Genomic DNA, 23,533 nt, shown 5'->3' on the forward strand with positions numbered 1-23,533 from the left:
CTCTGAATAATGGCTCCCGCCTGCACAGCGACACGATGGGGTCAGAAACGATTTTGACTGATGCGAGACGTTCACTCGCCAGGGCGGACAGTGCCGATCTCAGCATCTCGCCCCCGGCTTTGCGTACCGCTCTCACTATTCCTGCTGGAACGCCAAGCTGTATTGCTGAATCACCTCTGACTCCATGTCGCCAGGGTTCTTCAGTTGCCAGTTACCTTCCAGCACCCCTTTGACAATCAGGTGCGCAACGGCCGCTTCAATGGCCAGCTTCACGCATTGCTGCACGGGCTCATTGGTCGTCACACCGGCTTCTGTTTCCAGCAGTTCCTTGAAATCGATGTACCGGTAGACCCCGACTTGTAGCTCTTTGCTATAGATCGTCTTGCGGGTAGACACTGTGCTGATAATGCGACCCGTACGGACATCTACCGCCCGCAGGTTCACCGTCACCTGATCGGCACGGTACTGTTCTGACGCACCCACCCCCAAATAACGGGCGCCAAGGCCTCCCGTCTTGATATTGGTTTCATAGGCAACAATGCCACCCTGGAAAAGGATATCCGACGAGAAAAGATCCGGGACATCTGCCACTGCTGCGCCTTCCTTCTGACGCTTTTCCACCACCGCCCGGGCGATTTTTCGCTCGGTGAGCAGATCCTGCAGCCCTTCCCGTTCCAGGGTCAAAAACCAGCCGGAACGATTCAGTGCATCGATCAGAAACGCCGCAGCCCCCTGTGTGACGGCCGTAGAGAACGAAGAGGACGGCGCCGGACGATACTGCCCCGTCAAATCCCGAAAGCTGTACACCGATGCCATGATGCGTCCCTTGGGCTCCGGCAGTTTTTCCAGATCCTGGGCCACTTCGGATTTTTCCACCAGCTCGGGCGCTTCTGGCTCCAACGGCGGCGTCACACAAGCGGACAACAGCGCCATCAGGCCCAGAACCAAGCCTGCTTTACAGATTGATAGGTACATATTCTTCCCTGAATACTAGAAGCTATCCGGCACCAGACCATCCACTTCGATCTGTGTGATTTCTCCGGTATTAACATCCTCGATAATGATCGACAGAATGCCCTGGTTATCGACGATATTGATGGCAAAGTCTTCCGTGACAATGCTGCCTTCGTTCCCCGCCCCCACATCCGCCAGCAGCTGACTGAGCAACCGTGATTGCAATGAGGAGGTCAGGCGCTCCAGATCGGAAGGACGCTCATACCCGGAAGAGGACGCCTCAGGATCCTTGTAATCATTTTGGGCCTGGGCATTGCCCAGCAAGTGAGAACCATTGAGGGGATTTCCCCCGAAGTTGGGGTTCACCGGCTGGTAAACCAGTTCACTGCCAATTGCCGGTGCGCCCAGCGCCAGCAGGGCCAATATCATCATCCTTTTCATTAGTAGCCGTCCTTGGCCAGATCCGGGTTATCCACCAGGGCATTCATCAGCTTGAGGCGCCTGACCTGCATCTCTACCGACTGCACCACCGATTGCACCCGGGCGTCTTCCCAGTTGGATGCGAAAGACAGAACAAAACGACTCAGCGTAGAGTCCGCGCCCTTGATGGTGATAATGCTGCCGCTTCTGGCGGAAGGTTGTTCAAAAATACTGAGACTGAACGGCGTATCCGGGTACAGATAGTGCCGTTGATAAGCGAATTGCTGATAGAAACGTTTGCCGATGGGTGTAACGGTCTGGTCCACCACCACCCCCATGTCCTGCTCCAGGTCCGATGCCCGGGCAGCAGAAAGGGTCAGCAACATCCCCAGTAGCAGCAATGCGCACCAGGCATGTCGCCGGGCAGCCATTACTGCCCCTCTTCTTCCAGGTGGTTTTCGTGAACCCAGCGCATCACTCCCACCCGGTTTTTTACACCTACCTTACGGTACAGGCTCTGCAGGTGGGCTTTGACGGTATGGGTGCTCAGGCACAGGGCGTCGGCGATTTCGTTGTTGCTCATACCCCGCACCACGTGGTCCAGCATCTGACGCTCACGGCTGGTGAGGCTTTCAAACACATGGCCACACCGGGTCGGTGTCTTGCGGTGACGTACCAGATAATCCATGTAGTTGCGGGGAAACCAGCTTCTTCCCTTGCACACCACATCAATCGCCTTGGAAATCAGCGTATCGTTGTCTTGCTGATAGATAACCCCTTTTACCACGGGCCAGTTCAACAGGAAAAAGATATTGTCTCCGCGATCTGCATTGACGAGTATCACACGACACAATGGCATGCGTTCCTGAATGCGTCCCAGCAACCTCTCGATTTCCGCAGAGGGAAAATCCAGCACATTGATCAGGACCAGATCGTCCTGAATCTGGTCGCAGAACAGATCATCCCGTGTGATCGCAGTACAGGTCACCCCGCGCTGAGTCTCTATCGAGCGGGCCAGCAGCCGGATTGCCAGATTGTTGCAATGAGAGACAACGAGATAAGTCTTACTGTCGTCACGCGATCCCTGCGCCATCGAAGCGTCCATATCAATATCCCCTTTCCCCTAAATCATGCGTAATGCCGCATGATGAGAGTCGTTCCCTTCCTGATTGGCCGGAGGCCAAAGGGCCGATCCAAGCGTCGACCGGATGGTTAGTCTAGGCCGTTAGCGGCCACGGGAGCACTAATCCTTCCGGCTATTTTTAAACATTGAAAAATGGTGACGCAGGTCACATTTTGCCCTGCATATTTTTTATACTCCCTATTGTACGGGATTGCACCCCCATGAATAAGGCATTGCCACCTTCATCTCGGGTACACTGCCTGACTTAAGGTGACAGGAAGTGAGTTTTCATGCGTTTTTGCAGCCAGTGCGGCAACCCGAATCTGCATTTCAGTATCCCGGAAGGCGATAACCGCCCTCGTTACTGGTGCGACCAGTGCGAAGCCATTCACTATCAAAACCCCAAGATCGTGGTCGGCGCAGTGCCTGTCTGGGAGGGCAAAGTGCTGTTGTGCAAGCGCGCCATTGAGCCGCGCAAAGGCTACTGGACCCTGCCTGCCGGCTTTATGGAAAACGGCGAAACCCTCCAGGAAGGTGCCGCCCGGGAAACTTGGGAGGAGGCCTGTGCCACGGTTGCCATTGACGACCTGTATACCGTCTTCAACCTTCCGCACATCAACCAGGTGTACGTCTTCTTTCTTGGTGAACTGGTGGATGGCAAATATGACGTGGGCGAAGAAAGCAGTGATGCCGGCCTGTTTGCACTGGACGAGATTCCCTGGGATGAACTGGCCTTTCCCACGATTGGCCGCACCCTGCGCTTTTACATTGATGATCTGAAGGAAGACCGTTTCCCGGTGCGATGCCAGGATATTGCCCCGCTGAAACGTCGCCCCAGTGAGGACTAAAGGCGGTTAATTACCTGCCGTCAGGCCACTGCCAAGGGCAATGCTCCGGCAAAGAGCGCTACAGCGGCGGGATCAGGCGGGAAGCGGTTCCAGCTTCCACAGATCAATGGCGGGCTCTTCATAGGGATGCGCCAGCCGTAAGGCGCTAATCGCCGCCTGCAGACAGGCGGCGGTGACGATGGTTTCGACCCGGTATTCCTCTACCACCTCGACTTCCCCCTGCTGGCCCAGAAAAGGCTGGCTGCCATCAAGAGGGCGAAACTGACCTTGCCCCAATACCTGAAAGGCACAACTGTCGTAGTCACCAATGTGACCGGCGCCAGCCTGGAAGATCGCCTGCTTCACCTGCTCCACATGGCTCACCGGCACGTAGAAACACAGCTTGTAGGTCATCTCTTCCATGGTCACTCCTGTTATTGGGCGCGAATGGCGGCTTCCAGCTCTGCGTATTCCGGCTTGAGGGCATACTCGCCGTGGGCGGAGATCCAGATCCCTTCTGCGGCCACCGTTTGTTGGCCATTGACCCAGACCGAACCTTCGCAGAGCAGCTTGCGCCGGTCCAGTTTGATCAATCGGGCTTCGAAATCCACATCATGCTGAATGGGCGTTCCGGCCAGATAGCGGATATTGAGGGTGCCGGTCATGCCGATCTGCCGCACATAATCCTGTGTCTTGGCCATCAGCATATCCAGAGACAGGGCCAACACGCCACCGTGCACTCGCCCCGGCGGCCCCTGATAGACCATGCCAAAGTGGGCGCGCCCGCACACCGTGTCACCGTCGAGCCATAACTCCAGCGGCGGGGAGACCGGGGATGCCTTGCCGGAAAGGATCTCGAAATCCACCAGATCGGTAACGTCGTCGCCACTGCCCTGCCCCGCCAGCAGGCGCTGGGTAATCTCCATGTAATCCCGATTGCCGTACTGGGCCAGGTCATCGCGCATCTGGTTCACGTGTGCGATGTATTCGCGCAGTTTTGACTCCGGCGCATCCAGGCGCAGCACCTGCTCGTTCAGGTCCGCCAGCGCCTTGCCCAGGTCGCGATGCAACTGGGCCCGCGGCGTCGGTGCCGGCGTTTCTGCCACGCGGATATCCTTGAAGTGGTACCTTGGCTCACTCATGTGCTACCCCAAACTCTTGGGGGTCAACCACACCCCTTCTGCGTGCACAGTCTGCTGGTCTCCGTGCCAGATACTGCCTTCGATAAAGATCTTGCGTCCTTCCTGTCCGGTAATCCTTGCACGGCAGGTAATCGTGTCTTCAATGGGGGTCCCTGCCAGATAACGGATATTCAACGTGCCGGTGACGCCCAGCCGGAAGGCGGCGTGCAGGGCCCGTGACAATACCGCGTCCAGAATCCAGGCGATCACCCCACCGTGCACCCGCCCCGGCGGGCCCTGGTATTGCTGCCCCAGACGCAGGGTACCTTCGACCCCCTCCTGGCCCTCTTGCACCCAGGTGACCTGGGGCGCAATCGGGTTGGCACCGCCACTGATCGGATCAAAATCCATCATGTGGTAAAGGTCTTCGATGGTGGCCGCCCCGGTAAACAGCTTGCGATTCGCCTGCTTGCTGTCGCGCCGTTCCGGCTCCCCCACCGTCGCCACCACGGCTTCCAGTTGCTCGGCCCAGTGCTGCAGGGTGGCTTGATCCACCTCGGCACGAATCACCCGCTCGGACAACGTACGCATGGCAGTACTGATACGCCGACGCAGAACAAAATCATCCGGCACAGGCTCGGTGCTGTAAGCCTTCTGCAATTCAAAAGGCCCGAAGGTTTTTTCGGTCATGAATAATTCAGTGAACAGTTAACAGTGAATAATGAACAGCGAAACACGGTTCAAACGATCGTTTGATTCTGAACGTCGCCTCTCGCCGCCACAAGTTCATAAAAGGACATAAAAAAGGCGGAAATGGCCAAGCCATTTCCGCCTTTTCTTTTCCGCTGTTAACTGTTAGCGGCCTTTCACCCCACCCACTTACGCGCGTTGGCAAACATTCGCAGCCAGGGGCCGTTTTCGTGGCCGCGCCAGTCGTCGGGGATCCAGCTGTTTTGCAGCACGCGGAACACCCGCTCCGGGTGCGGCATCATGATGGTGACGCGCCCGTCGGTGGAGGTAAAGCCGGTAACGCCCTGCGGGGAGCCGTTCGGGTTGGCCGGGTACTGCTCGGTGGCGTTGCCACGACCGTCCACGTAACGCAGCGCCACGAGTCGCTGCTCGAGGTTACGCTTCAGGGTCTCGTCCGCCAGCTCTACCCGTCCTTCGCCGTGGGCCACGGCAATCGGTATGCGGGTACCGGCCATATCCTTGAGCAGAATGGAGGGCGAATCCTGGATCTCCACCAGCGAGGTTCGTGCTTCAAACTGCTCGGACAGGTTGCGCACAAAGCGCGGCCAGTGCTCGGCACCAGGGATCAGGTCTTTCAGATGCGACAGCATCTGGCAGCCATTACACACCCCCAGCGCAAAGGTATCTTCGCGGAAGAAGAAACGGTTGAAGTCCTCGCGGAGGGATTCGTTGTACAGCACGGTCTTGGCCCAGCCGCCACCGGCACCCAATACATCGCCATAGGAGAACCCGCCACAGGCCACCAGCCCCTTGAAATCTTCCAGCTTCACGCGGCCAGCCAGCAGATCGCTCATGTGCACATCAATGGCGTCAAAACCGACACGGTCGAAGGCCGCGGCCATCTCGGTCTGACCGTTAACGCCCTGCTCGCGCAGAATCGCCATTTGCGGGCGCGCGCCCGTGTTGATCATGGGCGCGGCCGGGTTCTCGGTCATATCGAAGGTCAGGCGCACGTTCAGGCCCGGGTTGTTGCTGTCCGGGATGGAATCAAATTCCTGACGGGCACAATCCGGGTTATCGCGCAGGGCCTGAATCCGGTAGCTGGTTTCCGCCCAGATGCGGTGCAGTTCCCGGCGCGGTGTCTCCAGCAGGATGCCTCCGCCCAGACGCAGACGAATTACGTCGTCGCCATCGGGCTGCCCCAGACGGAACACGCACTGACTCAGACCGGCCTTGTCGAACCGCTGCACCACCTCATCGGCATGCTCGGCAGGCACCTGAATCACCGCCCCCAGCTCTTCCGCGAACAGTGCGGCCACCGCCTCCGGGCCATCGCCGGCGATGTGATCCAGGGTAATGTCCAGACCGGTGCGGCCCGCGAAGGCCATCTCGGTAAGGGTGGCGAACAGACCGCCGTCAGAGCGGTCGTGGTAAGCCAGCAGTTTACGTTCCGCCAGCAATTGCTGGGTCACCTCGAAGAAGGCAATCAGGTCTTTGGCATCGTCCAGGTCCGGGGGGACATCCCCCACCTGACCGTACACCTGCGCCAGAGCCGAGCCCGCCAGACGGTTTTGGCCACGGCCCAGATCCAGCAGCAACAGCTCGCTGTCCACTCCGGTCTTGAGTTCCGGGGTCACGGTCAGATCAATGTCGGTCACGGTGGAGAAGGCCGAGATGATCAGCGACAGGGGCGAGGTAACGCTCTTGTCGATGCCCTTCTCGTTCCACACGGTGCGCATGGACAGGGAGTCCTTGCCAACCGGGATGGCAATCCCCAGCTGCGGGCACAGTTCCATGCCCACGGTTTTCACGGTGTCGAACAGGGCCTGGTCTTCACCCGGATGGCCGGCAGCAGCCATCCAGTTGGCTGACAAACGAATCTGTCCCAGGTCGCCAATGTGGGCACCACTAATGTTGGTGATGGCTTCCGCTACCGCCATGCGACCGGATGCAGCCGCATCCACCATGGCCACCGGGGTACGCTCGCCCATCGACATGGCTTCACCCAGGTTCTGGTTAAAGCCGGTCGCGGTGACCGCACAATCGGCCACCGGCACCTGCCAGGGGCCCACCATCTGGTCACGGTGAACCAGGCCGGTGATAGAACGGTCACCGATGGTGATCAGGAAACTCTTGGAGGCCACGGTAGGCAGGCGCAGCACCCGCTCGCCGGCCTCTTTCAGATCAATCCCTTCGGTGCTGAAAGTCTGACGCTGGAAGTCTTCACGGTCGAAACTGCGCTGCATCTTCGGTGGCTTGCCAAACAACAGATCCATGGGCAGATCCACCGGCGGCTTGCCGAAGTGCTCATCGCTGACGGTCAGGTGCTCTTCGTTGGTTGCCTCGCCCAGCACCGCGTAGGGCGTGCGCTCACGCTTGCAGATGGCATCGAAGCGGTCGATATCCGCAGGCATCACCGCCAGCACATAACGCTCCTGGGCTTCGTTACACCAGATCTCCACCGGGCTCATGCCAGGCTCGGAATTGGGGATGCGACGCAGCTCCAGCTGAGCGCCCATATCGTGGTCGTGGACCAGCTCGGGCAGCGCATTGGACAAGCCGCCCGCCCCCACGTCATGGATGGACACAATCGGGTTGTCGTCACCCAGGGCCCAGCAGCGATCAATCACTTCCTGCACCCGACGTTCGATTTCCGGGTTATCCCGCTGTACAGAGGCGAAATCCAGCGCTTCATCCGACTGGCCGGACGCCATGGAACTGGCGGCCCCCCCCCCCAGACCAATCAGCATGGCCGGGCCACCCAGCACAATAATCTTGGCCCCTTCGGTAATTGGGTTCTTTTCCACATGGCCGTCACGGATGTTGCCCATGCCGCCAGCGATCATGATCGGCTTGTGGTAACCGCGGACTTCATCGCCATTCACCCCCGGCGCCTCGATTTCCAGGGTACGGAAATAGCCACACAGGTTGGGACGACCAAATTCATTATTGAAGGCCGCCCCGCCAATAGGCCCTTCGATCATGATATCCAGCGCCGAGGCAATCCGGCCCGGCTTGCCATAGGGCTGTTCCCAGGGCTGCTGGAAACCGGGAATATTCAGGTTCGACACGGAGAAGCCGGTCATACCCGCCTTGGGCTTGGAGCCACGGCCAGTGGCGCCTTCATCACGGATTTCACCGCCGGAACCCGTGGCCGCCCCCGGGTGCGGGGCAATCGCGGTGGGGTGGTTGTGGGTTTCCACCTTCATCAACAGGTGCACCGGCTCGTTGACGAACTGGTAACGGGCACTGTCCGGGGCCGGGAAGAAACGATCGGCAACAGGACCGGCGACCACGGAAGCGTTATCCTTGTAGGCACTCAACACGCCTTCGGGGGCATTGTTGTAGGTGTTGCGGATCATCCCGAACAGGCTCAGTTCCTGTTCCTCTCCGTCGATGGTCCAGTCCGCATTGAAGATCTTGTGACGACAGTGCTCGGAATTGGCCTGGGCGAACATCATCAACTCGGCATCCGCCGGGTTACGGCCCAGAGCGGTAAAACGCTCTACCAGATAATCGATTTCGTCATCTGCCAGCGCCAGACCCAGTTCGCTGTTGGCCGTGGCCAGCGCGTTACGGCCACCACCGATCACATCCACGGTGCTCAGCTCGCGGGGGGCATGGTGGGCAAACAGGGCTTCGGCATCGTTCAGCTCCGCCAGCACCACTTCTACCATGCGGTCATGCAGCGCCGCCGCCAGCGTCACGCGATCCCCTTCGCCGGCCAGACGGTATTCAATGCCGCGCTCGACACGCTCCACCTGGGTCAGGCCGGCGTTGTGGCAAATATCCGTGGCCTTGGACGACCAGGGCGAGATCGTGCCGGGGCGTGGCACCACCACGAAACGTTGGCCGTCCACGTCATCCTCTTCCAGGCTCGGGCCGTATTGCAGCAGCCCTTCCAGCACCTGCTGCTGAGCACCATCCAGTGGCTCGTGCAATGCCACAAAGTGAACGAATCGGGCTGAAATAGCGGTAATCCCGGGCAGGGATTCCAGCAGTTTTTCCTTGCGAAATGCGGACAGGGCCGGGCTTCCGGAGAGGATCAGCATAGTGCGCCTTACTCTGATTGATCAGTGGGGGATGAAGTGGAGCCAAATTCAGGGCCGCAATGATACGGGATTTGCCTGCCTATCGCAGCCTTCATGGGGTGCAAATTTCCCCTGGCTCTGGATCCCTCCCCTGCCCCGCCCTCTCAGGGCTCACCCCTTCATAAGACGGTAGCAAATCACCTACGCCACTTGCCTGATAAGCAAATTCATGCTCTTTACCGGACTTTTAAAATTTGTGCAAAAAACCGGCTATTGTCCGACAAATGGTTACAGATCATGGGGTTGGCAATGCTAGAGTGCGCCCCAAGTTTCGTGATATAGATCACAGGTAGTGGGAGAAAGGCTCCCAACCGGTCGGCGGTAAGCAGTATCGACCTGTCTGGACAACCTGACAGAGGTACCACCAAGGATGACGGTTTTCTTTCGACACAGTAAGCATTTGCTCGCCTCGCTGGCACTGTTCGGCGTGGTCGGGATGATGCTCGCCATGCGTCCCACCCCTTCCGCAATGGAGAGGGTGATGGATCGTGGTGAACTGGTCGTTATCACCCGTCCCTCCAATACTACCTACTATGAAGACCAGCACGGCGAAACCGGCATGGAATTCGAGCTTGCCAAAGGCTTTGCCGACAGCCTCGGGGTGAAACTCAAGGTGCTGGAGTCCGACGACCTGTCCTACATCCGTTACGCCATCCGTAAAGGCACCGCCGATATCGCCGCAGCAGGCTTGGTGGTGACCCCCGAGCGTACCGAAAGCCTGCGATTCAGCACTCCCTACCAACAAGTGGATTCCCTGGTCGCCCGTCGCCTTGACAGTCCGCGCCTGCGAGATCTTGCCGATTTGGCCGGACACACCGTGGCCGTACCGGCAGGTTCCAGCCATGCAGAGATGCTGATCCAGGCCCAGCTGGAAACCCCGGAACTGGAATTCATTGAAGTGGAAGACGCCACACCAGAGCAATTGCTGGCGCTGGTGGAAGATGGCGAGGTGGATTACACCCTGATCCACTCCAATTCCTATGCCCTGCAGCGAGCCTTGTGGCCAGACCTGATTGCCGACTACACCGTGGCCACCGACATGCCGCTGGCCTGGGCGTTCAATCCCAAGGATGACAAAAGCCTGTATCTGGCAGCCCAGCGCTTCCTGACCCAGGCCAAAGCCGATGGCACTACCGCCAAGCTGGAAGATCGTTTCTACGGGCATGTGGAGTACTTCAACCTGTACGCTGCCCGCAGCTTCATGCGTCACCTGGAAGAACGGCTGCCACGCTACGAAGAGCTGTTCCGCTCCGCTGCAGACGACAACGAATTCGACTGGCGCCTGCTGGCTGCCGTGGCCTATCAGGAGTCCCTGTGGGATCCGGGCGCCATCTCCCCGACCGGGGTGAAGGGCCTGATGATGCTGACCAATGATACCGCTCGGCAGATGGGCATCAGCGACCGTACCGACCCGGAACAAAGCATTCGTGCCGGCGCCGCTTACCTGCGCCGCGTACACGCCAAGATCCCGGACCGCATCCCGGAGCCCAGTCGTACCTGGATGGCGCTGGCGTCCTACAACGTGGGTTTCGGACATCTGGAAGATGCCCGTGTTCTTACCCAGCGCCAGGGCGGCGACCCGGACAACTGGCAGGATGTGAAACAGCGCCTGCCCATGCTTGCCAAACCTGCGTATGCAGAGCAGCTGAAATACGGCACCGCCCGTGGCGGTCAGGCCGTAGTCTACGTCCGCCATATCCGTCGTTACTACGACCTGTTGGTATGGGCCGAAAACAGCCGCCGCCGCGATGATACCCGCGTGGCTCTTCACTAAGATCGCGGCCTGACAGCCCCGGACCTCCCCGTATTTCAGTGATCACGGCTGTAGAGCCAGTTTGTTCCTAGAACAAACCGGGCTGATCGACCTGATGAGCCAACCCCAGCTCGGGCAGATCCGGCACCTTCTCCCGCAACAACCCCTGCCATAACTGCGCCAGTGAAAAGGCCTTCCCGTTGTCCGGCATATGGATGAACATATAGGGCTTGCGGCCCTCGGCAATCCAGTTCGCCATTCGCGGCACCCACGGCGCCAGATACTCACGGTTTGCCTCCAGCTCCGGGTGCCCGATAAACCGCACGACTGGATTTGCCCGCGCCACTGGCAACACATGCACCGGCAACTTCGGCTTCTTGCGCTGGGCATCGCGAGTGCTTTCATCGACTGGGTCGGCCGCAAACAGGGGGCGACTGTCAAAACATACCCGGGCCACCTCTCGCTCACGCAACCCCTGATTCAGGGCACGCTCTGCCTCCCCCTTTTCAAAAAAGGCCGGATGACGCATTTCCACAGTACAGGTCAGCGCATCCGGCAAGCGGTCCAGGAAGCGCCAAAGATTGGCAAGATGCTGAGGTCCAAAGGCGGCGGGCAACTGCAGCAGGAAAGGACCGAATACATCCTGCAAGGGCGCCAGCGTGGTCAGAAAGCGACGCACCTGCGAGTCGGTTCTGGCAAGCAGGGCATCGTGGCTAATCTCTCGCGGAAATTTGAACAGAAAGCGAAAACACTCCGGCACCTGTGATCGCCACACTTCACATTGGGCGGAGGTTGGCGTGGCATAGAAGGTGGTGTTGCCTTCCACCGTGTTGAATACCCGGCTGTATTGCGCAAGCGATGATGGGCCTGCAGGCAAACGTCCCTGCCAGTCAGGGTGCTGCCATTGTGGACATCCCAGATAATACGGCAGGCTCAACATGCCCCCGCCCCATAGAATCCGGCGCCAGCCAGGGCCTCTCGCACGACCGCCACCCGTTCATTGCTCAGCTGTCGATAATCCGGATACGGACTCAGCAGCAGGCGACGGGCTACATCCATGTTAAGCCGCCCCACCGCATCAATCGGTGTCGCCTGATGTGCCAGCCCCTCGAAACGATGCAGGTTTTCCTTGCCCGCAATCCAGTGCCAACCTGCTGCCGGCAATAATTGAGGAGCAAAACATATGGCCGTCTGGGTAAACAGCGCATGATCGCGATAACGACGCCAGTCATCCCCCTCCGGGCTTGCCACCTTGGCCAGCAGGTTGATGATCTTGCGCCAGTGATTGGAGTTTGCCTCAGTCACAGCCTGGGCCGTGGGAGCCTCCGCAAACGTCTCCAGACCCACGGGGCGATGGGGAAGATACAGAATCAGTCTGGCGGTGGCGGAGCCAAGGATGTCGCAGGAGGTCATGCAGCAGAGCCGGGAGAAAGAAAACAGGAGCACCATTCTATCAGCGGCCAACTCGGCAAGTGCACCCCACGAAAGCAACCCTCGCCTTTGCGCCATAAAAACAGGGCCTTCGCGGGTTTAAGGGAATCGTCCACAGAAGAGCCCCTTCCGTAGGAGCGTCGCTCGCGGCGCGATAAAACACGTCGTTAAAGACTGATTTCCCACAGAGGGCACAGGGTTCACAGAGGCAAACCGTCTTCCTCAATGAACCCTGTGCCCTCTGTGATGAAAATGCTTTTGATCCTGGTTTGGGATCGCGCCGCCAGCGACGCTCCTACGGCAAGTGAGGGGGTAAATCGGGCCTTTCACGGAAATCCGCGATGAACCTAAAAAAAAGGCCTGTCGCACGCGACAGGCCCTTTATATTTGGTACAACCGAGTGGATTCGAACCACCGACCCCCACCATGTCAAGGTGGTGCTCTAACCAACTGAGCTACGGTTGTATATTCAACAGGCCGCCTACAACGCCCTGAAGAGGGTGGCAATTCTATGCAGCTTGCCAGGTCAGGGCAACCCCTGAGCGGCACGTCATGATTTTTTTCGTCGTGAACCCCAGGCCGTCTCGATCTGCCGGGCCCGGGTGATGGACTCTTCAACCAACTCGGACTGGTGTTCGGCGAATTCGCGAATGATCTCCAGCGCTGAGCGAACATCACGACGGAAGATGGTTTCCACCAGTGCCTTGAAGAACGACAGGCATTCTTTCACCTCATCGGCCTCCAGATGCAACGCCATGAAATAGGCACGCTGCATGGCCGGCTGCATATTGATCAGAATGTCTTCCACAAAGGGGTTACGGGCGTAAGGGTAGGCATGCTCGAGAAAACGGAAGCTGAGCGCAAAAAAATCATCCAGATCCCGGTCTTCTGCGGCCAGCTGAAGGCCATGCACCAGCTCGATAAAGGAGTCCAGATCCTCTTCTCTTACCACCTTGATGGCTTTGCGGATCACCAACCCCAGCAGCACCTGCATGACCTCATAGAGGCTGCGCACGTGGCTCTCCGACATTTCTTTTACCACTGCCCCGCGACGCGGCAGGATATCGATCAGCTGACGACGCTGCAGAATCAGCAAGGCTTCACGGACCGACCCGCGACTGACCTCCAGCTCACCCGCAACTCGCAGCTCTTGAATACGATCCCCGGCCAACATGTCACCGCGAATAATCTGGTCGGCAAGATGCTGGGCAATTTGCTCCGACAGGCTTTCCTTGGCTTTGAAGCTCACCGTGCCCCCACTACGTCTTGTTTAACAATCATGGCGTGATTGTCCGACTATAGTACAGGGACAGCTAACGACCAACCTTTTGTTGATTGCATATGCCCGACATTGAACAAGGTCGCTCAGCCCACCGGGCCGGCGCCTACAATGCCAACCGGTTCCGTTTTTTTGCTGTCATCCGCTGGCAATAGCCTGCTTATCCCTTAGGATGAGAAGACACTCAAAAGCCGCGAAGCTGCGCGCGGCAAGACGCTCACTTCACGCCCGACCGGGCGCCAGAGACGGAACAACGGGATGACCCCTGAGCTAATTACCCGCCTGCCCCGTCTGGAGGCACTGTTCGACACCCATGTGGAGCGATTCGGCAAGGATCTGACACCTTACCGTAATCATGTGTATCGCCTGGTGAATCTGGTCGCCGCCCAGCGCCCGCTGGAGGCTGACGCGCAAGACAAACTCGCCATTGCCGGTTTTTTCCATGATGCGGGGATTTGGCTGGCAGGCACTTTCGATTATCTCGGCCCTTCTGCCCGACTCGCTGAGCACTACCTCGAAGAACAAGGACTGCAGCACTGGCAGGACGAAATTGGGGAAATGATCGACAACCACCACAAAATCAGCCGTTACCCCCATAGCGACGATGATGCCAACCGGCCGGGACTGGTCGAGGCTTTCCGACGAGCAGACTGGGTGGATGTCAGTCTGGGCATGCTCCGTTTTGGCATTCCTGCTGCCCGGGTACGGCTGATCAAGCGCGCTTTTCCGAATGCCGGCTTTCACCGCTTGCTGCTCAAGCTCGGCGGCCAACAACTCCTTACCCAGCCCTGGCGGCCGTTGCCTATGCTGCGTCGCTGACGCAGGGTTTCAGTTACCCACAACTTCTGTGGATAACTCTGTGAATAGACTGTCAGGAAACGTTCTCAGTACCGGCATTCACTGAGGTGGCAACAAAATGATGAAAATTTGTCCATTTTGTTAAACCATTTAAAATCAATGACTTACATCTACCCACTGTAAATCAACAGGTTAGCGGCCAACGTTCATTTGTCATGTGAAAAATGGTTACTCGCTGTGCAAAACTCTTGCCCATTGCAGGGGCAAATCGCACATCATCGAGGCACGGCACAGGGCAAAGCTGCGGGAATAGACAACCGGGCGGGAACACAGTCACGGCTGGATGGGGGTTCAGGACAGGATGAGAGGCACCCACCCGAACCGATTATCGGGGGGCGCCGGTCAGGTTAACGGCGGAAACTGTAGCTTACGCCCAGCACAACAGCGGGCTCCATCTCCAGATCGTAGCGGTCACGCTCTTCTTCAGAGTCACACGCATTGACGCCCCGATACTCTCCACACTCCAGGGCTTCGAGCACCCCGACCGCACCACTGACGGTCCACCGAGAATACGGTTTCACCCACTGGTGCCCCAATTCGAAAGCAACCCCCAGGCGCTCGTAGTGCCGTTCACCGCCGAGATCACCGCCCATCAGACCGGTATAGAAGCCGCTTTCATCCATCATGCCCCGCTCCATTTTGTGGCGCCAACCGACAACCCAGCGAAATTCCTCGGTATCAAGGCCGGACGAATCGACATAGAAAGCAGGGAGGGCAAAGAAGCTGTTCTGGGTAGTGGCCCACTCCAGATTGAGGCCAACCAGGCCATTGAGGTATCCGATCCCGATCAGGGCATCATCGGCCTGAGCCTGAAAAGGCAGCAGGGCAAGCAGGGACAGTAGCCAGCGACGCATGGCGAACTCCGGTTCTTGTTGTTATGTCTGGCCATTGAGGCGTGGTCAATATTCTTCACACCCCGGTGCCGATTACAAGGCTGTTGCGCCCGCTCACACCGCGCAGGGGTGTGAGCGGTCAGGCTTAAAGCGGGATCTTGTCGATCTCGTCGGCCGTGCTGTCGATGGCACCATCCACTTTTTCCAGCGCTTCATCGGCCGCATTACCGGCCACTGGAATAATTGACAGTACCGCCCCAACCACCGAGCCAGCCGCCCCCACCAGACGCATGGGGGTGGTCGCAATCTTGGTAAGAAAGCAGCCGCTCAGGGCTGCAGTCAGCACGGCAACCGCCGTCATTCGAAGAACCGCTTTCATGGTACGCTCCTTATTATTATCGCGTTCTCTTTATGGCGCTTTCAGTATTCGAACGTCATCCCCAGACGACGCCCCACTTCTTCGTAGGCTTCCACCACGCCCCCGAGGCCTTGGCGGAAACGGTCTTTGTCCAGTTTTTCACGGGTGTCCTTGTCCCACAGCCGGCAACCATCAGGGCTGAACTCATCGCCCAGCAGGACTTCCCCATTAAACACGCCGAACTCGAGTTTGTAATCCACCAGCAGCATACCGCCATCCAGAAACAGCTGCTTGAGCACCTCGTTGACCTTGAAGGTCAATGCTTTCATCTGGGCAACCTGGTCATCGGTGGCCCAGCCGAAGCTGCGGATGTGGTAATCATTGACCATGGGATCCCCCAGGTCGTCATTCTTGAGGAAGAATTCGAAGGTAGGCGGGTTGAGCTCTTTACCCTCTTCCACCCCCAGACGACGACAGATAGAGCCTGCCGACACATTCCGCACCACGCACTCCACCGGAATCATATCCAGCTTCTTCACCAGCGCTTCGGTCGGTGACAACAACTTTTCGAAATGACAGGGAATACCCGCAGCCTTGAGCTTCTCCATGATGGCGGCATTGAACTGGTTATTCACCGCGCCCTTGCGTGCCAGTGCTTCCTTCTTCTTGCCGTCAAAGGCAGAGGTGTCATCACGAAACACCATTACCAGCCGCTCTGCATCATCTGTCGTGAAAACAGACTTGGCTTTGCCGGCATACAACTCGTCGCGTTTTTCCATGGAGAGACCTTTCACCCGGGTCAATATCAAATTACCTGTAGCCAGTCGAACCCCTGGTTCTGACTGGCTACGCCAATACGTTCGTGGCCGGTGTCCAACGCTGCCTGAATCTCGGCCAGCGCCAAAGTAGCCGTGTTGTTCTGTTCGCTCAGATGAGAGAGAACCAGATGCTGCAGGCGATCGGTATTGGCCTGCCGTAGCAGGGCCGCCGCCTGTGCATTACTCAGATGCCCTAACATACCACCCACACGCCGTTTCAACGAGGCAGGATACGGCCCATTCGCCAACATCCGCGGGTCGTGATTGCATTCCAGCACCAGAGCATCGCACTCACTGTAGGCATCCACGACATGAGGCGTAATGGAGCCCAGATCGGTGAGCACACCCAATGTGCGCTGCTGCCAGCCAAAGCGGTACTGGCAAGGCTCGCGGGCATCATGGGGTACCAGCACCGGTAGCACCTCCAGCTCCCCGATGCGAAATGCACGGCCTGGCCGCACTTCTTGCCACTGGGTGTTGCGCAGACTTGCCGGTTTGTCTTCGACTGCACAAGCCGTCCCAAAGGAGCTGTAAACGGGACAACCGGCCTGACGGGCCACCGGCCCGACCCCACGAATATGATCCCCATGCTCGTGGGTCACCAGAATCGCACTGAGCTGCCCCAGCTCAATCCCACGGGCGGCCAGTCGCACGCGGGTTTCTTTTAACGTGAAACCGCAATCTACCAACACCAGGGTGTCACCGGCTTCGATGAGGGTCGCATTGCCCTTGCTGCCACTGCCCAGAGAGGCAAACCGCATCAGCATTGACCCCGCCAGCGGGCAGGGAAAGCGGTCTTTGCAGGGGACTGCGGCACGTTATTCCAGCTCTTCGTAAATACGCTCAAGAATGGCCGAACCGGGGGTTTTCTCTACCAGCGCAGTGCCTTTCTCATTGAGTACCGCCACCTGGATGCCATTGGTGGTATGACTGAGTTTCAGCTGCGCTTCCCGCGCCCCCAGTTCGTACCGGTCCGGGACCCGCAAATAGAAAATACCCACTTCGCGATCCCGGTCGCTGACCCTCAAGTCGGTCTCCTTGAGCGCGTCGTTCACGTATTCCCACGCCCATGCATAACGGGTCGTCATCATGATAATCGGGTAACCGTTGCCATCACGGGCCAGCACTGCCCGAATCGACTCGCCCTTGGGAGCTGGTGTGGCATCGTCCTTGTCCGCCTCATTACCCAACACCACCAGCTGCGGGGGTTGGGGTGGCACGTACTTGTCTTCCCCTTCCTGGGCGCCGATCAGGCGATCTTCCTGACGAGGCACAGAATAAAGCGGCTGCTCGCCGATAAACACGCCCCCCTCAGGCACCTGAATGGGGTCGGTGACGGCTGCATCCCGGTAAAGCAGACTGTTATCCGGTAACCAGCTACACCCAGCCAGGGCAGACAAGGCCAGCAGTGTCAGCGCCAGGCTTGCGCCTTTGCCAGGAATACGCGATGCAGTCGTTACAGTGTGCTTCATTTACCCTCCAGCAGCCCGCACTGACGCATGGTCTCACGCAGCCGCGGCTGGGCCGCCTCAGACAGCGTGACCAGCGGCAGCCGGATACCTGCATCAATGAGGCCCATTTCATAAAGTGCCCATTTCACCGGAATCGGATTGGCTTCGATAAACAGATCACGATGCAGGGGTTCAAGTTCCGCATTCAGGGCACGGGCTTTGTCAGCCTCCCCGGCCAGTGCGGCATCACACATGGCAGCCATCTTGGCCGGCGCCACATTGGCGGTAACGGAAATGTCGCCATGACCTCCCGCCAGGATGAAATCCATGGCGGTGGCGTCGTCACCGGAATAGAGCATGAAATCCTCACCACAGCGCTCACGAATTTCGCGGGCGCGCTCCAGATTACCGGTCGCTTCCTTGATACCAATGATATTCGGCACCTTGCTCAGGCGCTCCACGGTTTCCGGCAGCATGTCGCACGCGGTACGGCCAGGCACATTGTAGAGAATCTGCGGAATGTCCACCGCCCGGGCCACCGCCAGATAATGCTGGTACAGACCTTCCTGGGGAGGCTTGTTGTAATACGGCGTCACCAGCAGGCAAGCATCCGCGCCATCACGCTTGGCATCACGGGTCAGGCGGATGGCTTCTTCGGTGTTGTTGGCCCCGGTCCCTGCGATCACAGGAATACGGCCCTTCGCCACCGCCACCACTTCGCGAACCACACTGTCGTGTTCCTCGAAACCCAGGGTGGCAGACTCCCCGGTGGTGCCCACCGCAACAATCGCGTGGGTGCCTTGTTCCACATGCCAGTCCACCAGCGAACGCAGGCGTTCCCAGTCCACTGAACCATCCGCGCGCATGGGGGTAACCAGCGCTACAATGCTACCGCGAATCATGCCTCTCTCCTGTTGGGCGCAAAACTGGTGCGCAAAGCCGGAAAACCGCCGCATCGGCCCCGGCCAAAGGGTGAAGGGCGCTATGGTAAACGCCGACAGGGCCGGACGCCAGATGTGGCCGGTCAAACCCGCCTTTTCGCCAGCATCGACTCTCCCGAAGCGGCCGTCTACACTTTCCTGACCCATAACCTTACGGACCCTGGAATCATCACCAGGCCACCGAAGGACGGATTGTACTGCCCGGTCTGGGCAGGACCTTTATTGAGGACAAGGACAACGCCATGGAACAGCTGATCGTCATCTCCGCCCTGGGTACCGACCGCCCCGGCATCGTGGAAGCCCTGTCCCGGGCAGTGCTGGACCGCAAAGGGAACATTCTTGATTCACGGATGACCGTGCTGGGGGGCGAATTTGCCGTGCTGATGCTGGTCAGCGGCAGCAATGACACCCTGGATCAGCTGGAAGCCGACCAGCAGACGCTGACCGGGGATCTGGACCTGCTGATCACCCTCAAACGTACCCGCCAGCGCGACACCCGCCCCAGCAGCCTGCCCTACGAGGTTGAAGTGGTCGCCATGGACAATCCCGGCATCGTCCATGAAATCGCCAATTTCTTCTCCTCCCGTAACATCAACATCGACGACCTGCACACCGGCACCTATGCCGCGCCCCACACCGGCACGCCCATGTTCAGCCTTCACCTGGTGTTGAGCATGAACGCAGAACAATCCGTGGCCCAGCTGCGCGACGCCTTCCTGGATTTCTGCGAGGCCCGCAATCTGGACGCCACCATGAGCCCGAAGCGCTGAGGCGCTTCTGGATAACGCTTACACGCCCGATAACACGAGAGATCTAACCCCGATATGGCACATCCCAAAATTGGCAACCTGGCCCCCAATTTCAAACTCCCCGATCAGGATGACAACCTGGTGGAACTGAAGTCCTTCAAGAATGAGCACCCGGTAGTGATCTTCTTTTACCCCAAGGCCATGACCCCTGGCTGCACCACCCAGGCTTGCGGGATTCGCGACACCCGTGCGGAACTGGAGAAGCGCGGGGTAAAGGTATTCGGCATCAGCCCGGACCCGGTCAAACGCCTGCCCAAGTTCATCGAGAAACATGACCTGAACTTCAGCCTGTTATCCGATGAAGATCACGCCGTGGCGGAAAAGTACGGCTGCTGGGGCATGAAGAAATTCATGGGCAAGGAATTCATGGGGCTGATCCGCACCACTTTCATTGTCGGCAAAGATGGCAAATTGCTAAAGGTCATGGACAAGTTCAAGACCAAAAGCCACCACGAAGATCTGCTGGCAGAACTGGACGAGCTGGGGATCTAGCAGGCTGCTGAAAAGCCCTTTACATGCTCAGCGTGGCCTGGAAGGGTGCAGCTGTTGTGTTATGTCGCGACGGACAGGGTTGCTCCCTTTCCTGGCGGTATCTGGAGGCGCCGCCACGGCGCCTCTTGCTGTGTTTAGTCGCCAGTAGCCTGTTCAGCCACCGGATAACTTCCCTCCCGGGGCCAGGCATTCAACACGGCCTTGAACAGGGTCGCCAGGGGAATCGCGAAAAACACCCCCCAGAGCCCCCACAAGCCACCAAATAGAAGAATGGCAGTAATAATCGCGACCGGATGCAGATTCACCGCCTCAGAAAACAGTAGCGGGACGAGAATATTGCCATCAATAAACTGGATGATGCCGTAGACCACCATCACCAATGCAAACTCGCCACTCCAGCCAAACTGCACATAGGCCACCGCCGCGACAGGCAACGTCACCACGGTCGCCCCGATATACGGCACAACCACAGAAAGCCCTACCAACACACCTAACAACACCGCGTAATGCATATCCAGCAGAACAAAGGCGATAAAGGTAACGCTGCCCACCAGCAGGATCTCCACTGCCTTGCCACGGACGTAGTTCGCGATCTGCCCGTCCATTTCGTGCCAGACATGGCTCAGTACCCGACGCCGACTGGGCAAGAATTGCATCAGCCAACCCACAATGGCGTCCTTGTCCTTGAGAAAAAAGAACACCAGCAGAGGCAACAGCACCAGAAACACCATCACTTCCACAATATTGGGAATAGAGGCCAACGACAGGGTCAAGACCCCCTGTCCGGCTTCCGCCACCTGCCTCTGGATGACGGCAATCACCGAGTTCACTTGCTCAAGGGAAATTACTTCCGGGTAATGCACCGGTAATTCCCGCAACCAGGCCTCACCATTCTTCAACACATGGGGCAACTGCTCCTGGACCAGCAAGGCGGTTTGCCGCCAGACCATGGGTAACAACAGCACCAGTGTCATGACCAGCAAACCCAGAAACAAGGCGAAGACCAGGTTCACCGCCAGCATGCGCCTCATGCCGCGCCGCTCCAGCCCTGACACCAGCCCCTGCATTAAATAGGCAATCACGATAGCCGCCAGTACCGGCGCCAGCATGCCCCCGAAAAAGGCGATCAGCAGGCCTGCTGCCAGAAGGACGACCAGCAGATAAACCGCTTCCTCGTCAGAAAAATACTGGTCCGCCCAGTTGCGTAAAATCCGCAGCATCAGTTCTCCTGTTCACCGCGACGAATCACAAGAATAAAACGGCCTGATGTCTCCTCACTGCGAACCAGCTCGTGGCAGGATTGTCTCAGATAGGCAGGAATATCGTTGGCCGAAGAGGCATCAGTGGCGATCACTTCCAGCACCTGGCCTGGCTGCATATGACGCAAAGCCTGGCGGGTTTTAAGAAGCGGCATGGGGCATTGCTGCCCGGAAGTATCCAACTGGAGATCAGTCACAGGGTCCGTCATGCTATTCATTGATTGCCATCCTGACGGCATTATAGTCACAACCCGGCCTGCCCGACATGGAGCCATTGATTGAAGTTGCTATCCCGCACACTCTTGCTGTTCTGCTGCCTGCTGACAGGACCTGCCAGTGCCAATGATGATTTGCCGGTACTGGGAGACCCCACTTCAGCATTGATGTCAGCAGATCAGGAGTACCGTCTGGGCCGTGCCTGGCTGCGCAGCCTGCGTGGGCAAACCTCCATCATGAACGACCCGATGGTGCAGGAATATGTGGAAAGCCTGGTCTACCGCCTCGCGTCCTACAGCGACCTGAAAGAGCCGGATCTGGACATCGTGGTGGTGAACAGCCGCCAGATCAACGCCTTCGCCGTACCCGGCGGCGTCATCGGGCTGAACGCCGGCCTGTTCCTGAATGCTGACAGCGAAGACGAAGTCGGCGGGGTGGTCGCTCACGAAATTGCCCACGTGAGTCAACGCCATTTTGCCCGCCGCTACCTGGATTCCAAGAAAGTGAATACGGCGGTACTTGCGGCCATGCTGGCCAGCCTCGCCGTGGCCATCGCCGGAGACGGGGAAGCCGGCATGGCAGGCATGGCTGCCACCCAGGCGGGCGCCATTCAGGCGCAATTGGCCTATTCACGTCAAAACGAGCGGGAAGCTGACCGCGTTGGCATGCAGACCCTGGCTGCAGCAGGGATGGATCCGGATGCGATGCCGCGATTCTTCGAACGCATGCATGATGGCCAGCGCTTTGCGGGCCGGCCACCGGAATTTTTGCTCACTCACCCGGTCACCGAAAGCCGTATCGCGGACAGCCGTGCACGGGCACGCAATCTCCCGTCCCCACGCCTGAATGTCTCTCCCCATTACCTGCTGATGCAGGCAAGACTGCGCGCCGCGTTTATCCAGAGCGACAGTCAGGCCATCGATTACTTCAGGCGTTACACCAACGAACACAGTGCGCTGGCCCTGCAGGCCGCCCAGTACGGGCTGGCACTCAGTTATCTGCGCGCCAACCACTACGAGCAGGCCCGCAAACTGATGCAGTCGCTGGCAGACCAGCACCCGGATGAGCTGTGGTTCCGGTTGGGGCTCACGGAAATCGCGCTGGATGAAGGACGCTACCCCGAAGCCATCAAGCAAGCCCGCTGGGTGCTGGATATTGCCCCCGGTAACTATGCCGCCTCCGTGCTGCTGAGCCGGGCTTACCTGCGCAGCAATCAACCTGACAACGCCCTGCCGATCATCAAACCGTTACTGGCACAACGCGGCACGGACCCCGCCATCTGGGAGCTGGCTGCCGATGCTTATGGCAACAGCGGAGACCGGGTACGCGCACTTCACGCCAAGGCAGAAAGCCAGTTCCTGCGCGGCAATGACAGCAAAGCGCTACAGCAAATGAACTATGCACTGCGCGATGCGCGGGAAGACTTTGCCCTGTACAGCAAGCTCAACGGGCGACTAAAGCAGATGCAGACACTGTCAGAAGAAAAGTTCTAGATCGCGGTCGAACGACCGCTCCCACCACCAAGGCGACGGTGACTGCCGGGGGGGGCCAGGCAACGTGTCGGGTCGTGTGGAAGCGACAAACAGGTCAATAAATCGCCGCTTTCTCCCCGAAGACTGGCACCTGGGCGTGAAGTCCTTACAATCGTTCCTTCTTTTGCCCCGGTAGCTCAGCTGGGTGAGTTCGGGGCTCTCCAAAGCATGCTTTGGCCGAACGAACGCGAAGCGGATACCGCCGCTTTGCCGGCGCCCGGAGGGCGAGCAAACGCCTAATAAATCGCCGCTTGCTCCCCGGAGACTGGCACCCGAG

At 58.6% G+C, this 23,533-nt stretch carries 25 protein-coding genes and 1 tRNA gene; 6 read left to right on the forward strand and 20 right to left on the reverse strand.

The annotated features are described in order from the left end of the window. Positions 1-135 precede the first annotated feature (135 nt). Genes A15D_RS05530 through A15D_RS05545 form a run of 4 tightly spaced genes read right to left on the reverse strand, consistent with a single transcriptional unit; the run spans position 136 to position 2,467 of the window. Positions 136-975, reverse strand: coding sequence for a CsgG/HfaB family protein (locus A15D_RS05530; RefSeq protein ID WP_102791116.1), 840 nt, complete (start codon positions 973-975; stop codon positions 136-138). Positions 976-990: 15 nt separating this feature from the next. Beyond that, on the reverse strand, positions 991-1,395 hold the full coding sequence (locus A15D_RS05535; protein WP_102791117.1) for a curli assembly protein CsgF: 405 nt from the start codon (positions 1,393-1,395) through the stop codon (positions 991-993). Beyond that, the gene (locus A15D_RS05540; RefSeq protein WP_102791118.1) at positions 1,395-1,805 is read right to left on the reverse strand and encodes a CsgE family curli-type amyloid fiber assembly protein; all 411 of its coding nucleotides are present in this window, start codon (positions 1,803-1,805) and stop codon (positions 1,395-1,397) included. The genes A15D_RS05535 and A15D_RS05540 overlap by 1 nt, the downstream gene beginning before the upstream one ends. Further along, positions 1,805-2,467 carry a helix-turn-helix transcriptional regulator gene (locus A15D_RS05545; protein WP_233192098.1) on the reverse strand — a complete coding sequence of 221 codons (663 nt, stop codon included), beginning with the start codon at positions 2,465-2,467 and terminating at the stop codon, positions 1,805-1,807. Before A15D_RS05545 ends, A15D_RS05540 begins: the two co-directional genes overlap by 1 nt. Positions 2,468-2,787: 320 nt before the next feature. Between A15D_RS05545 and A15D_RS05550 the strand changes: the two genes are divergently transcribed. Beyond that, positions 2,788-3,345, forward strand: a complete 558-nt coding sequence (locus A15D_RS05550; RefSeq protein ID WP_102791120.1) for an NUDIX hydrolase — start codon at positions 2,788-2,790, stop codon at positions 3,343-3,345. 72 nt (positions 3,346-3,417) lie between these two features. Here the strand turns inward: A15D_RS05550 and A15D_RS05555 are convergent, their stop codons facing one another. From A15D_RS05555 to purL, 4 genes are all read right to left on the reverse strand, one after another. Next, positions 3,418-3,747: an NGG1p interacting factor NIF3 gene (locus tag A15D_RS05555; protein WP_102791121.1), complete on the reverse strand. Its 330-nt coding sequence runs from the start codon at positions 3,745-3,747 to the stop codon at positions 3,418-3,420. An 11-nt stretch (positions 3,748-3,758) separates the two neighbouring features. Continuing rightward, positions 3,759-4,466 carry a PaaI family thioesterase gene (locus A15D_RS05560; protein WP_102791122.1) on the reverse strand — a complete coding sequence of 236 codons (708 nt, stop codon included), beginning with the start codon at positions 4,464-4,466 and terminating at the stop codon, positions 3,759-3,761. A gap of 3 nt (positions 4,467-4,469) precedes the next feature. Then, positions 4,470-5,135, reverse strand: a complete 666-nt coding sequence (locus tag A15D_RS05565; protein WP_102791123.1) for a PaaI family thioesterase — start codon at positions 5,133-5,135, stop codon at positions 4,470-4,472. 176 nt (positions 5,136-5,311) lie between these two features. Continuing rightward, on the reverse strand, positions 5,312-9,187 hold the full coding sequence (purL, locus tag A15D_RS05570) for a phosphoribosylformylglycinamidine synthase (RefSeq protein ID WP_102791124.1): 3,876 nt from the start codon (positions 9,185-9,187) through the stop codon (positions 5,312-5,314). A gap of 409 nt (positions 9,188-9,596) precedes the next feature. Here purL and mltF point away from each other — a divergent pair, with 409 nt between their 5' ends. Next, a complete protein-coding gene (gene mltF, locus A15D_RS05575; RefSeq protein ID WP_102791125.1) occupies positions 9,597-11,000 on the forward strand; it encodes a membrane-bound lytic murein transglycosylase MltF in 1,404 nt (467 codons plus the stop codon). Positions 11,001-11,067: 67 nt separating this feature from the next. Here mltF and A15D_RS05580 read toward each other — a convergent pair whose 3' ends face one another. From A15D_RS05580 to A15D_RS05595, 4 genes are all read right to left on the reverse strand, one after another. Next, complete coding sequence (locus A15D_RS05580) at positions 11,068-11,919, reverse strand: DUF72 domain-containing protein (protein ID WP_233192100.1); 852 nt, start codon at positions 11,917-11,919, stop codon at positions 11,068-11,070. Continuing rightward, positions 11,913-12,392, reverse strand: a complete 480-nt coding sequence (locus A15D_RS05585) for a hypothetical protein (protein WP_102791126.1) — start codon at positions 12,390-12,392, stop codon at positions 11,913-11,915. The genes A15D_RS05580 and A15D_RS05585 overlap by 7 nt, the downstream gene beginning before the upstream one ends. Before the next feature lie 406 nt (positions 12,393-12,798). Next, positions 12,799-12,875 (reverse strand) — tRNA-Val (locus tag A15D_RS05590). A gap of 85 nt (positions 12,876-12,960) precedes the next feature. Then, positions 12,961-13,659, reverse strand: coding sequence for a GntR family transcriptional regulator (locus A15D_RS05595; RefSeq protein WP_102791127.1), 699 nt, complete (start codon positions 13,657-13,659; stop codon positions 12,961-12,963). A 288-nt stretch (positions 13,660-13,947) separates the two neighbouring features. On the opposite strand from A15D_RS05595, the gene A15D_RS05600 reads away from it, so the two are divergent. After that, positions 13,948-14,508, forward strand: coding sequence for a hypothetical protein (locus tag A15D_RS05600; protein ID WP_199175777.1), 561 nt, complete (start codon positions 13,948-13,950; stop codon positions 14,506-14,508). Positions 14,509-14,894: 386 nt separating this feature from the next. On the opposite strand, the gene A15D_RS05605 is transcribed toward A15D_RS05600, so the two are convergent. The 6 genes from A15D_RS05605 to dapA all read right to left on the reverse strand — a co-directional run bounded on the left by A15D_RS05605 (position 14,895) and on the right by dapA (position 18,909). After that, the gene (locus A15D_RS05605; RefSeq protein ID WP_102791128.1) at positions 14,895-15,401 is read right to left on the reverse strand and encodes a hypothetical protein; all 507 of its coding nucleotides are present in this window, start codon (positions 15,399-15,401) and stop codon (positions 14,895-14,897) included. A gap of 124 nt (positions 15,402-15,525) precedes the next feature. Then, positions 15,526-15,759, reverse strand: coding sequence for a DUF6726 family protein (locus A15D_RS05610; RefSeq protein ID WP_102791129.1), 234 nt, complete (start codon positions 15,757-15,759; stop codon positions 15,526-15,528). 41 nt (positions 15,760-15,800) lie between these two features. After that, positions 15,801-16,517 carry a phosphoribosylaminoimidazolesuccinocarboxamide synthase gene (gene purC / locus A15D_RS05615; RefSeq protein ID WP_102791150.1) on the reverse strand — a complete coding sequence of 239 codons (717 nt, stop codon included), beginning with the start codon at positions 16,515-16,517 and terminating at the stop codon, positions 15,801-15,803. A gap of 26 nt (positions 16,518-16,543) precedes the next feature. Next, positions 16,544-17,317, reverse strand: a complete 774-nt coding sequence (locus A15D_RS05620) for an MBL fold metallo-hydrolase (protein ID WP_102791151.1) — start codon at positions 17,315-17,317, stop codon at positions 16,544-16,546. Positions 17,318-17,374: 57 nt separating this feature from the next. Then, entirely contained in the window at positions 17,375-18,028 is a 654-nt protein-coding gene (gene bamC / locus A15D_RS05625) for an outer membrane protein assembly factor BamC (protein WP_102791130.1), read from the reverse strand. After that, complete coding sequence (dapA, locus tag A15D_RS05630; protein WP_102791131.1) at positions 18,025-18,909, reverse strand: 4-hydroxy-tetrahydrodipicolinate synthase; 885 nt, start codon at positions 18,907-18,909, stop codon at positions 18,025-18,027. Before dapA ends, bamC begins: the two co-directional genes overlap by 4 nt. 281 nt (positions 18,910-19,190) lie before the next feature. Between dapA and A15D_RS05635 the strand changes: the two genes are divergently transcribed. Continuing rightward, positions 19,191-19,718, forward strand: a complete 528-nt coding sequence (locus tag A15D_RS05635; RefSeq protein WP_102791132.1) for a glycine cleavage system protein R — start codon at positions 19,191-19,193, stop codon at positions 19,716-19,718. A 54-nt stretch (positions 19,719-19,772) separates the two neighbouring features. Further along, positions 19,773-20,249, forward strand: a complete 477-nt coding sequence (gene bcp / locus A15D_RS05640) for a thioredoxin-dependent thiol peroxidase (protein WP_102791133.1) — start codon at positions 19,773-19,775, stop codon at positions 20,247-20,249. 134 nt (positions 20,250-20,383) lie between these two features. Here bcp and A15D_RS05645 read toward each other — a convergent pair whose 3' ends face one another. Further along, positions 20,384-21,469 (reverse strand): AI-2E family transporter, encoded by a 1,086-nt coding sequence (locus A15D_RS05645; protein ID WP_102791134.1) that lies wholly within the window; start codon positions 21,467-21,469, stop codon positions 20,384-20,386. After that, on the reverse strand, positions 21,469-21,726 hold the full coding sequence (locus A15D_RS05650; RefSeq protein WP_369825819.1) for a sulfurtransferase TusA family protein: 258 nt from the start codon (positions 21,724-21,726) through the stop codon (positions 21,469-21,471). Before A15D_RS05650 ends, A15D_RS05645 begins: the two co-directional genes overlap by 1 nt. Before the next feature lie 60 nt (positions 21,727-21,786). On the opposite strand from A15D_RS05650, the gene A15D_RS05655 reads away from it, so the two are divergent. Beyond that, on the forward strand, positions 21,787-23,217 hold the full coding sequence (locus tag A15D_RS05655) for a M48 family metalloprotease (RefSeq protein ID WP_102791135.1): 1,431 nt from the start codon (positions 21,787-21,789) through the stop codon (positions 23,215-23,217). The last annotated feature ends 316 nt before the right edge of the window (positions 23,218-23,533 follow it).

The organism is Alcanivorax sp. MD8A, from assembly GCF_002888555.1.
Classification (GTDB): Bacteria; Pseudomonadota; Gammaproteobacteria; order Pseudomonadales; family Alcanivoracaceae; genus Alcanivorax.

Coding starts and splice junctions, on each gene's coding strand:
- A15D_RS05565 (WP_102791123.1), bottom strand. CDS start 5,135: ATGACCGAAAAAACCTTCGGGCCTTTTGAATTGCAGAAGGCTTACAGC.
- A15D_RS05605 (WP_102791128.1), bottom strand. CDS start 15,401: ATGCGTCGCTGGCTACTGTCCCTGCTTGCCCTGCTGCCTTTTCAGGCT.
- A15D_RS05600 (WP_199175777.1), top strand. CDS start 13,948: ATGACCCCTGAGCTAATTACCCGCCTGCCCCGTCTGGAGGCACTGTTC.
- A15D_RS05620 (WP_102791151.1), bottom strand. CDS start 17,317: ATGCGGTTTGCCTCTCTGGGCAGTGGCAGCAAGGGCAATGCGACCCTC.
- A15D_RS05540 (WP_102791118.1), bottom strand. CDS start 1,805: ATGGCTGCCCGGCGACATGCCTGGTGCGCATTGCTGCTACTGGGGATG.
- A15D_RS05550 (WP_102791120.1), top strand. CDS start 2,788: ATGCGTTTTTGCAGCCAGTGCGGCAACCCGAATCTGCATTTCAGTATC.
- A15D_RS05580 (WP_233192100.1), bottom strand. CDS start 11,919: ATGTTGAGCCTGCCGTATTATCTGGGATGTCCACAATGGCAGCACCCT.
- A15D_RS05610 (WP_102791129.1), bottom strand. CDS start 15,759: ATGAAAGCGGTTCTTCGAATGACGGCGGTTGCCGTGCTGACTGCAGCC.
- purL (WP_102791124.1), bottom strand. CDS start 9,187: ATGCTGATCCTCTCCGGAAGCCCGGCCCTGTCCGCATTTCGCAAGGAA.
- A15D_RS05585 (WP_102791126.1), bottom strand. CDS start 12,392: ATGACCTCCTGCGACATCCTTGGCTCCGCCACCGCCAGACTGATTCTG.
- bcp (WP_102791133.1), top strand. CDS start 19,773: ATGGCACATCCCAAAATTGGCAACCTGGCCCCCAATTTCAAACTCCCC.
- A15D_RS05555 (WP_102791121.1), bottom strand. CDS start 3,747: ATGGAAGAGATGACCTACAAGCTGTGTTTCTACGTGCCGGTGAGCCAT.
- purC (WP_102791150.1), bottom strand. CDS start 16,517: ATGGAAAAACGCGACGAGTTGTATGCCGGCAAAGCCAAGTCTGTTTTC.
- A15D_RS05530 (WP_102791116.1), bottom strand. CDS start 975: ATGTACCTATCAATCTGTAAAGCAGGCTTGGTTCTGGGCCTGATGGCG.
- A15D_RS05560 (WP_102791122.1), bottom strand. CDS start 4,466: ATGAGTGAGCCAAGGTACCACTTCAAGGATATCCGCGTGGCAGAAACG.
- mltF (WP_102791125.1), top strand. CDS start 9,597: ATGACGGTTTTCTTTCGACACAGTAAGCATTTGCTCGCCTCGCTGGCA.
- A15D_RS05645 (WP_102791134.1), bottom strand. CDS start 21,469: ATGCTGCGGATTTTACGCAACTGGGCGGACCAGTATTTTTCTGACGAG.
- A15D_RS05650 (WP_369825819.1), bottom strand. CDS start 21,726: ATGAATAGCATGACGGACCCTGTGACTGATCTCCAGTTGGATACTTCC.
- dapA (WP_102791131.1), bottom strand. CDS start 18,909: ATGATTCGCGGTAGCATTGTAGCGCTGGTTACCCCCATGCGCGCGGAT.
- A15D_RS05545 (WP_233192098.1), bottom strand. CDS start 2,467: ATGGCGCAGGGATCGCGTGACGACAGTAAGACTTATCTCGTTGTCTCT.
- A15D_RS05535 (WP_102791117.1), bottom strand. CDS start 1,395: ATGAAAAGGATGATGATATTGGCCCTGCTGGCGCTGGGCGCACCGGCA.
- bamC (WP_102791130.1), bottom strand. CDS start 18,028: ATGAAGCACACTGTAACGACTGCATCGCGTATTCCTGGCAAAGGCGCA.
- A15D_RS05635 (WP_102791132.1), top strand. CDS start 19,191: ATGGAACAGCTGATCGTCATCTCCGCCCTGGGTACCGACCGCCCCGGC.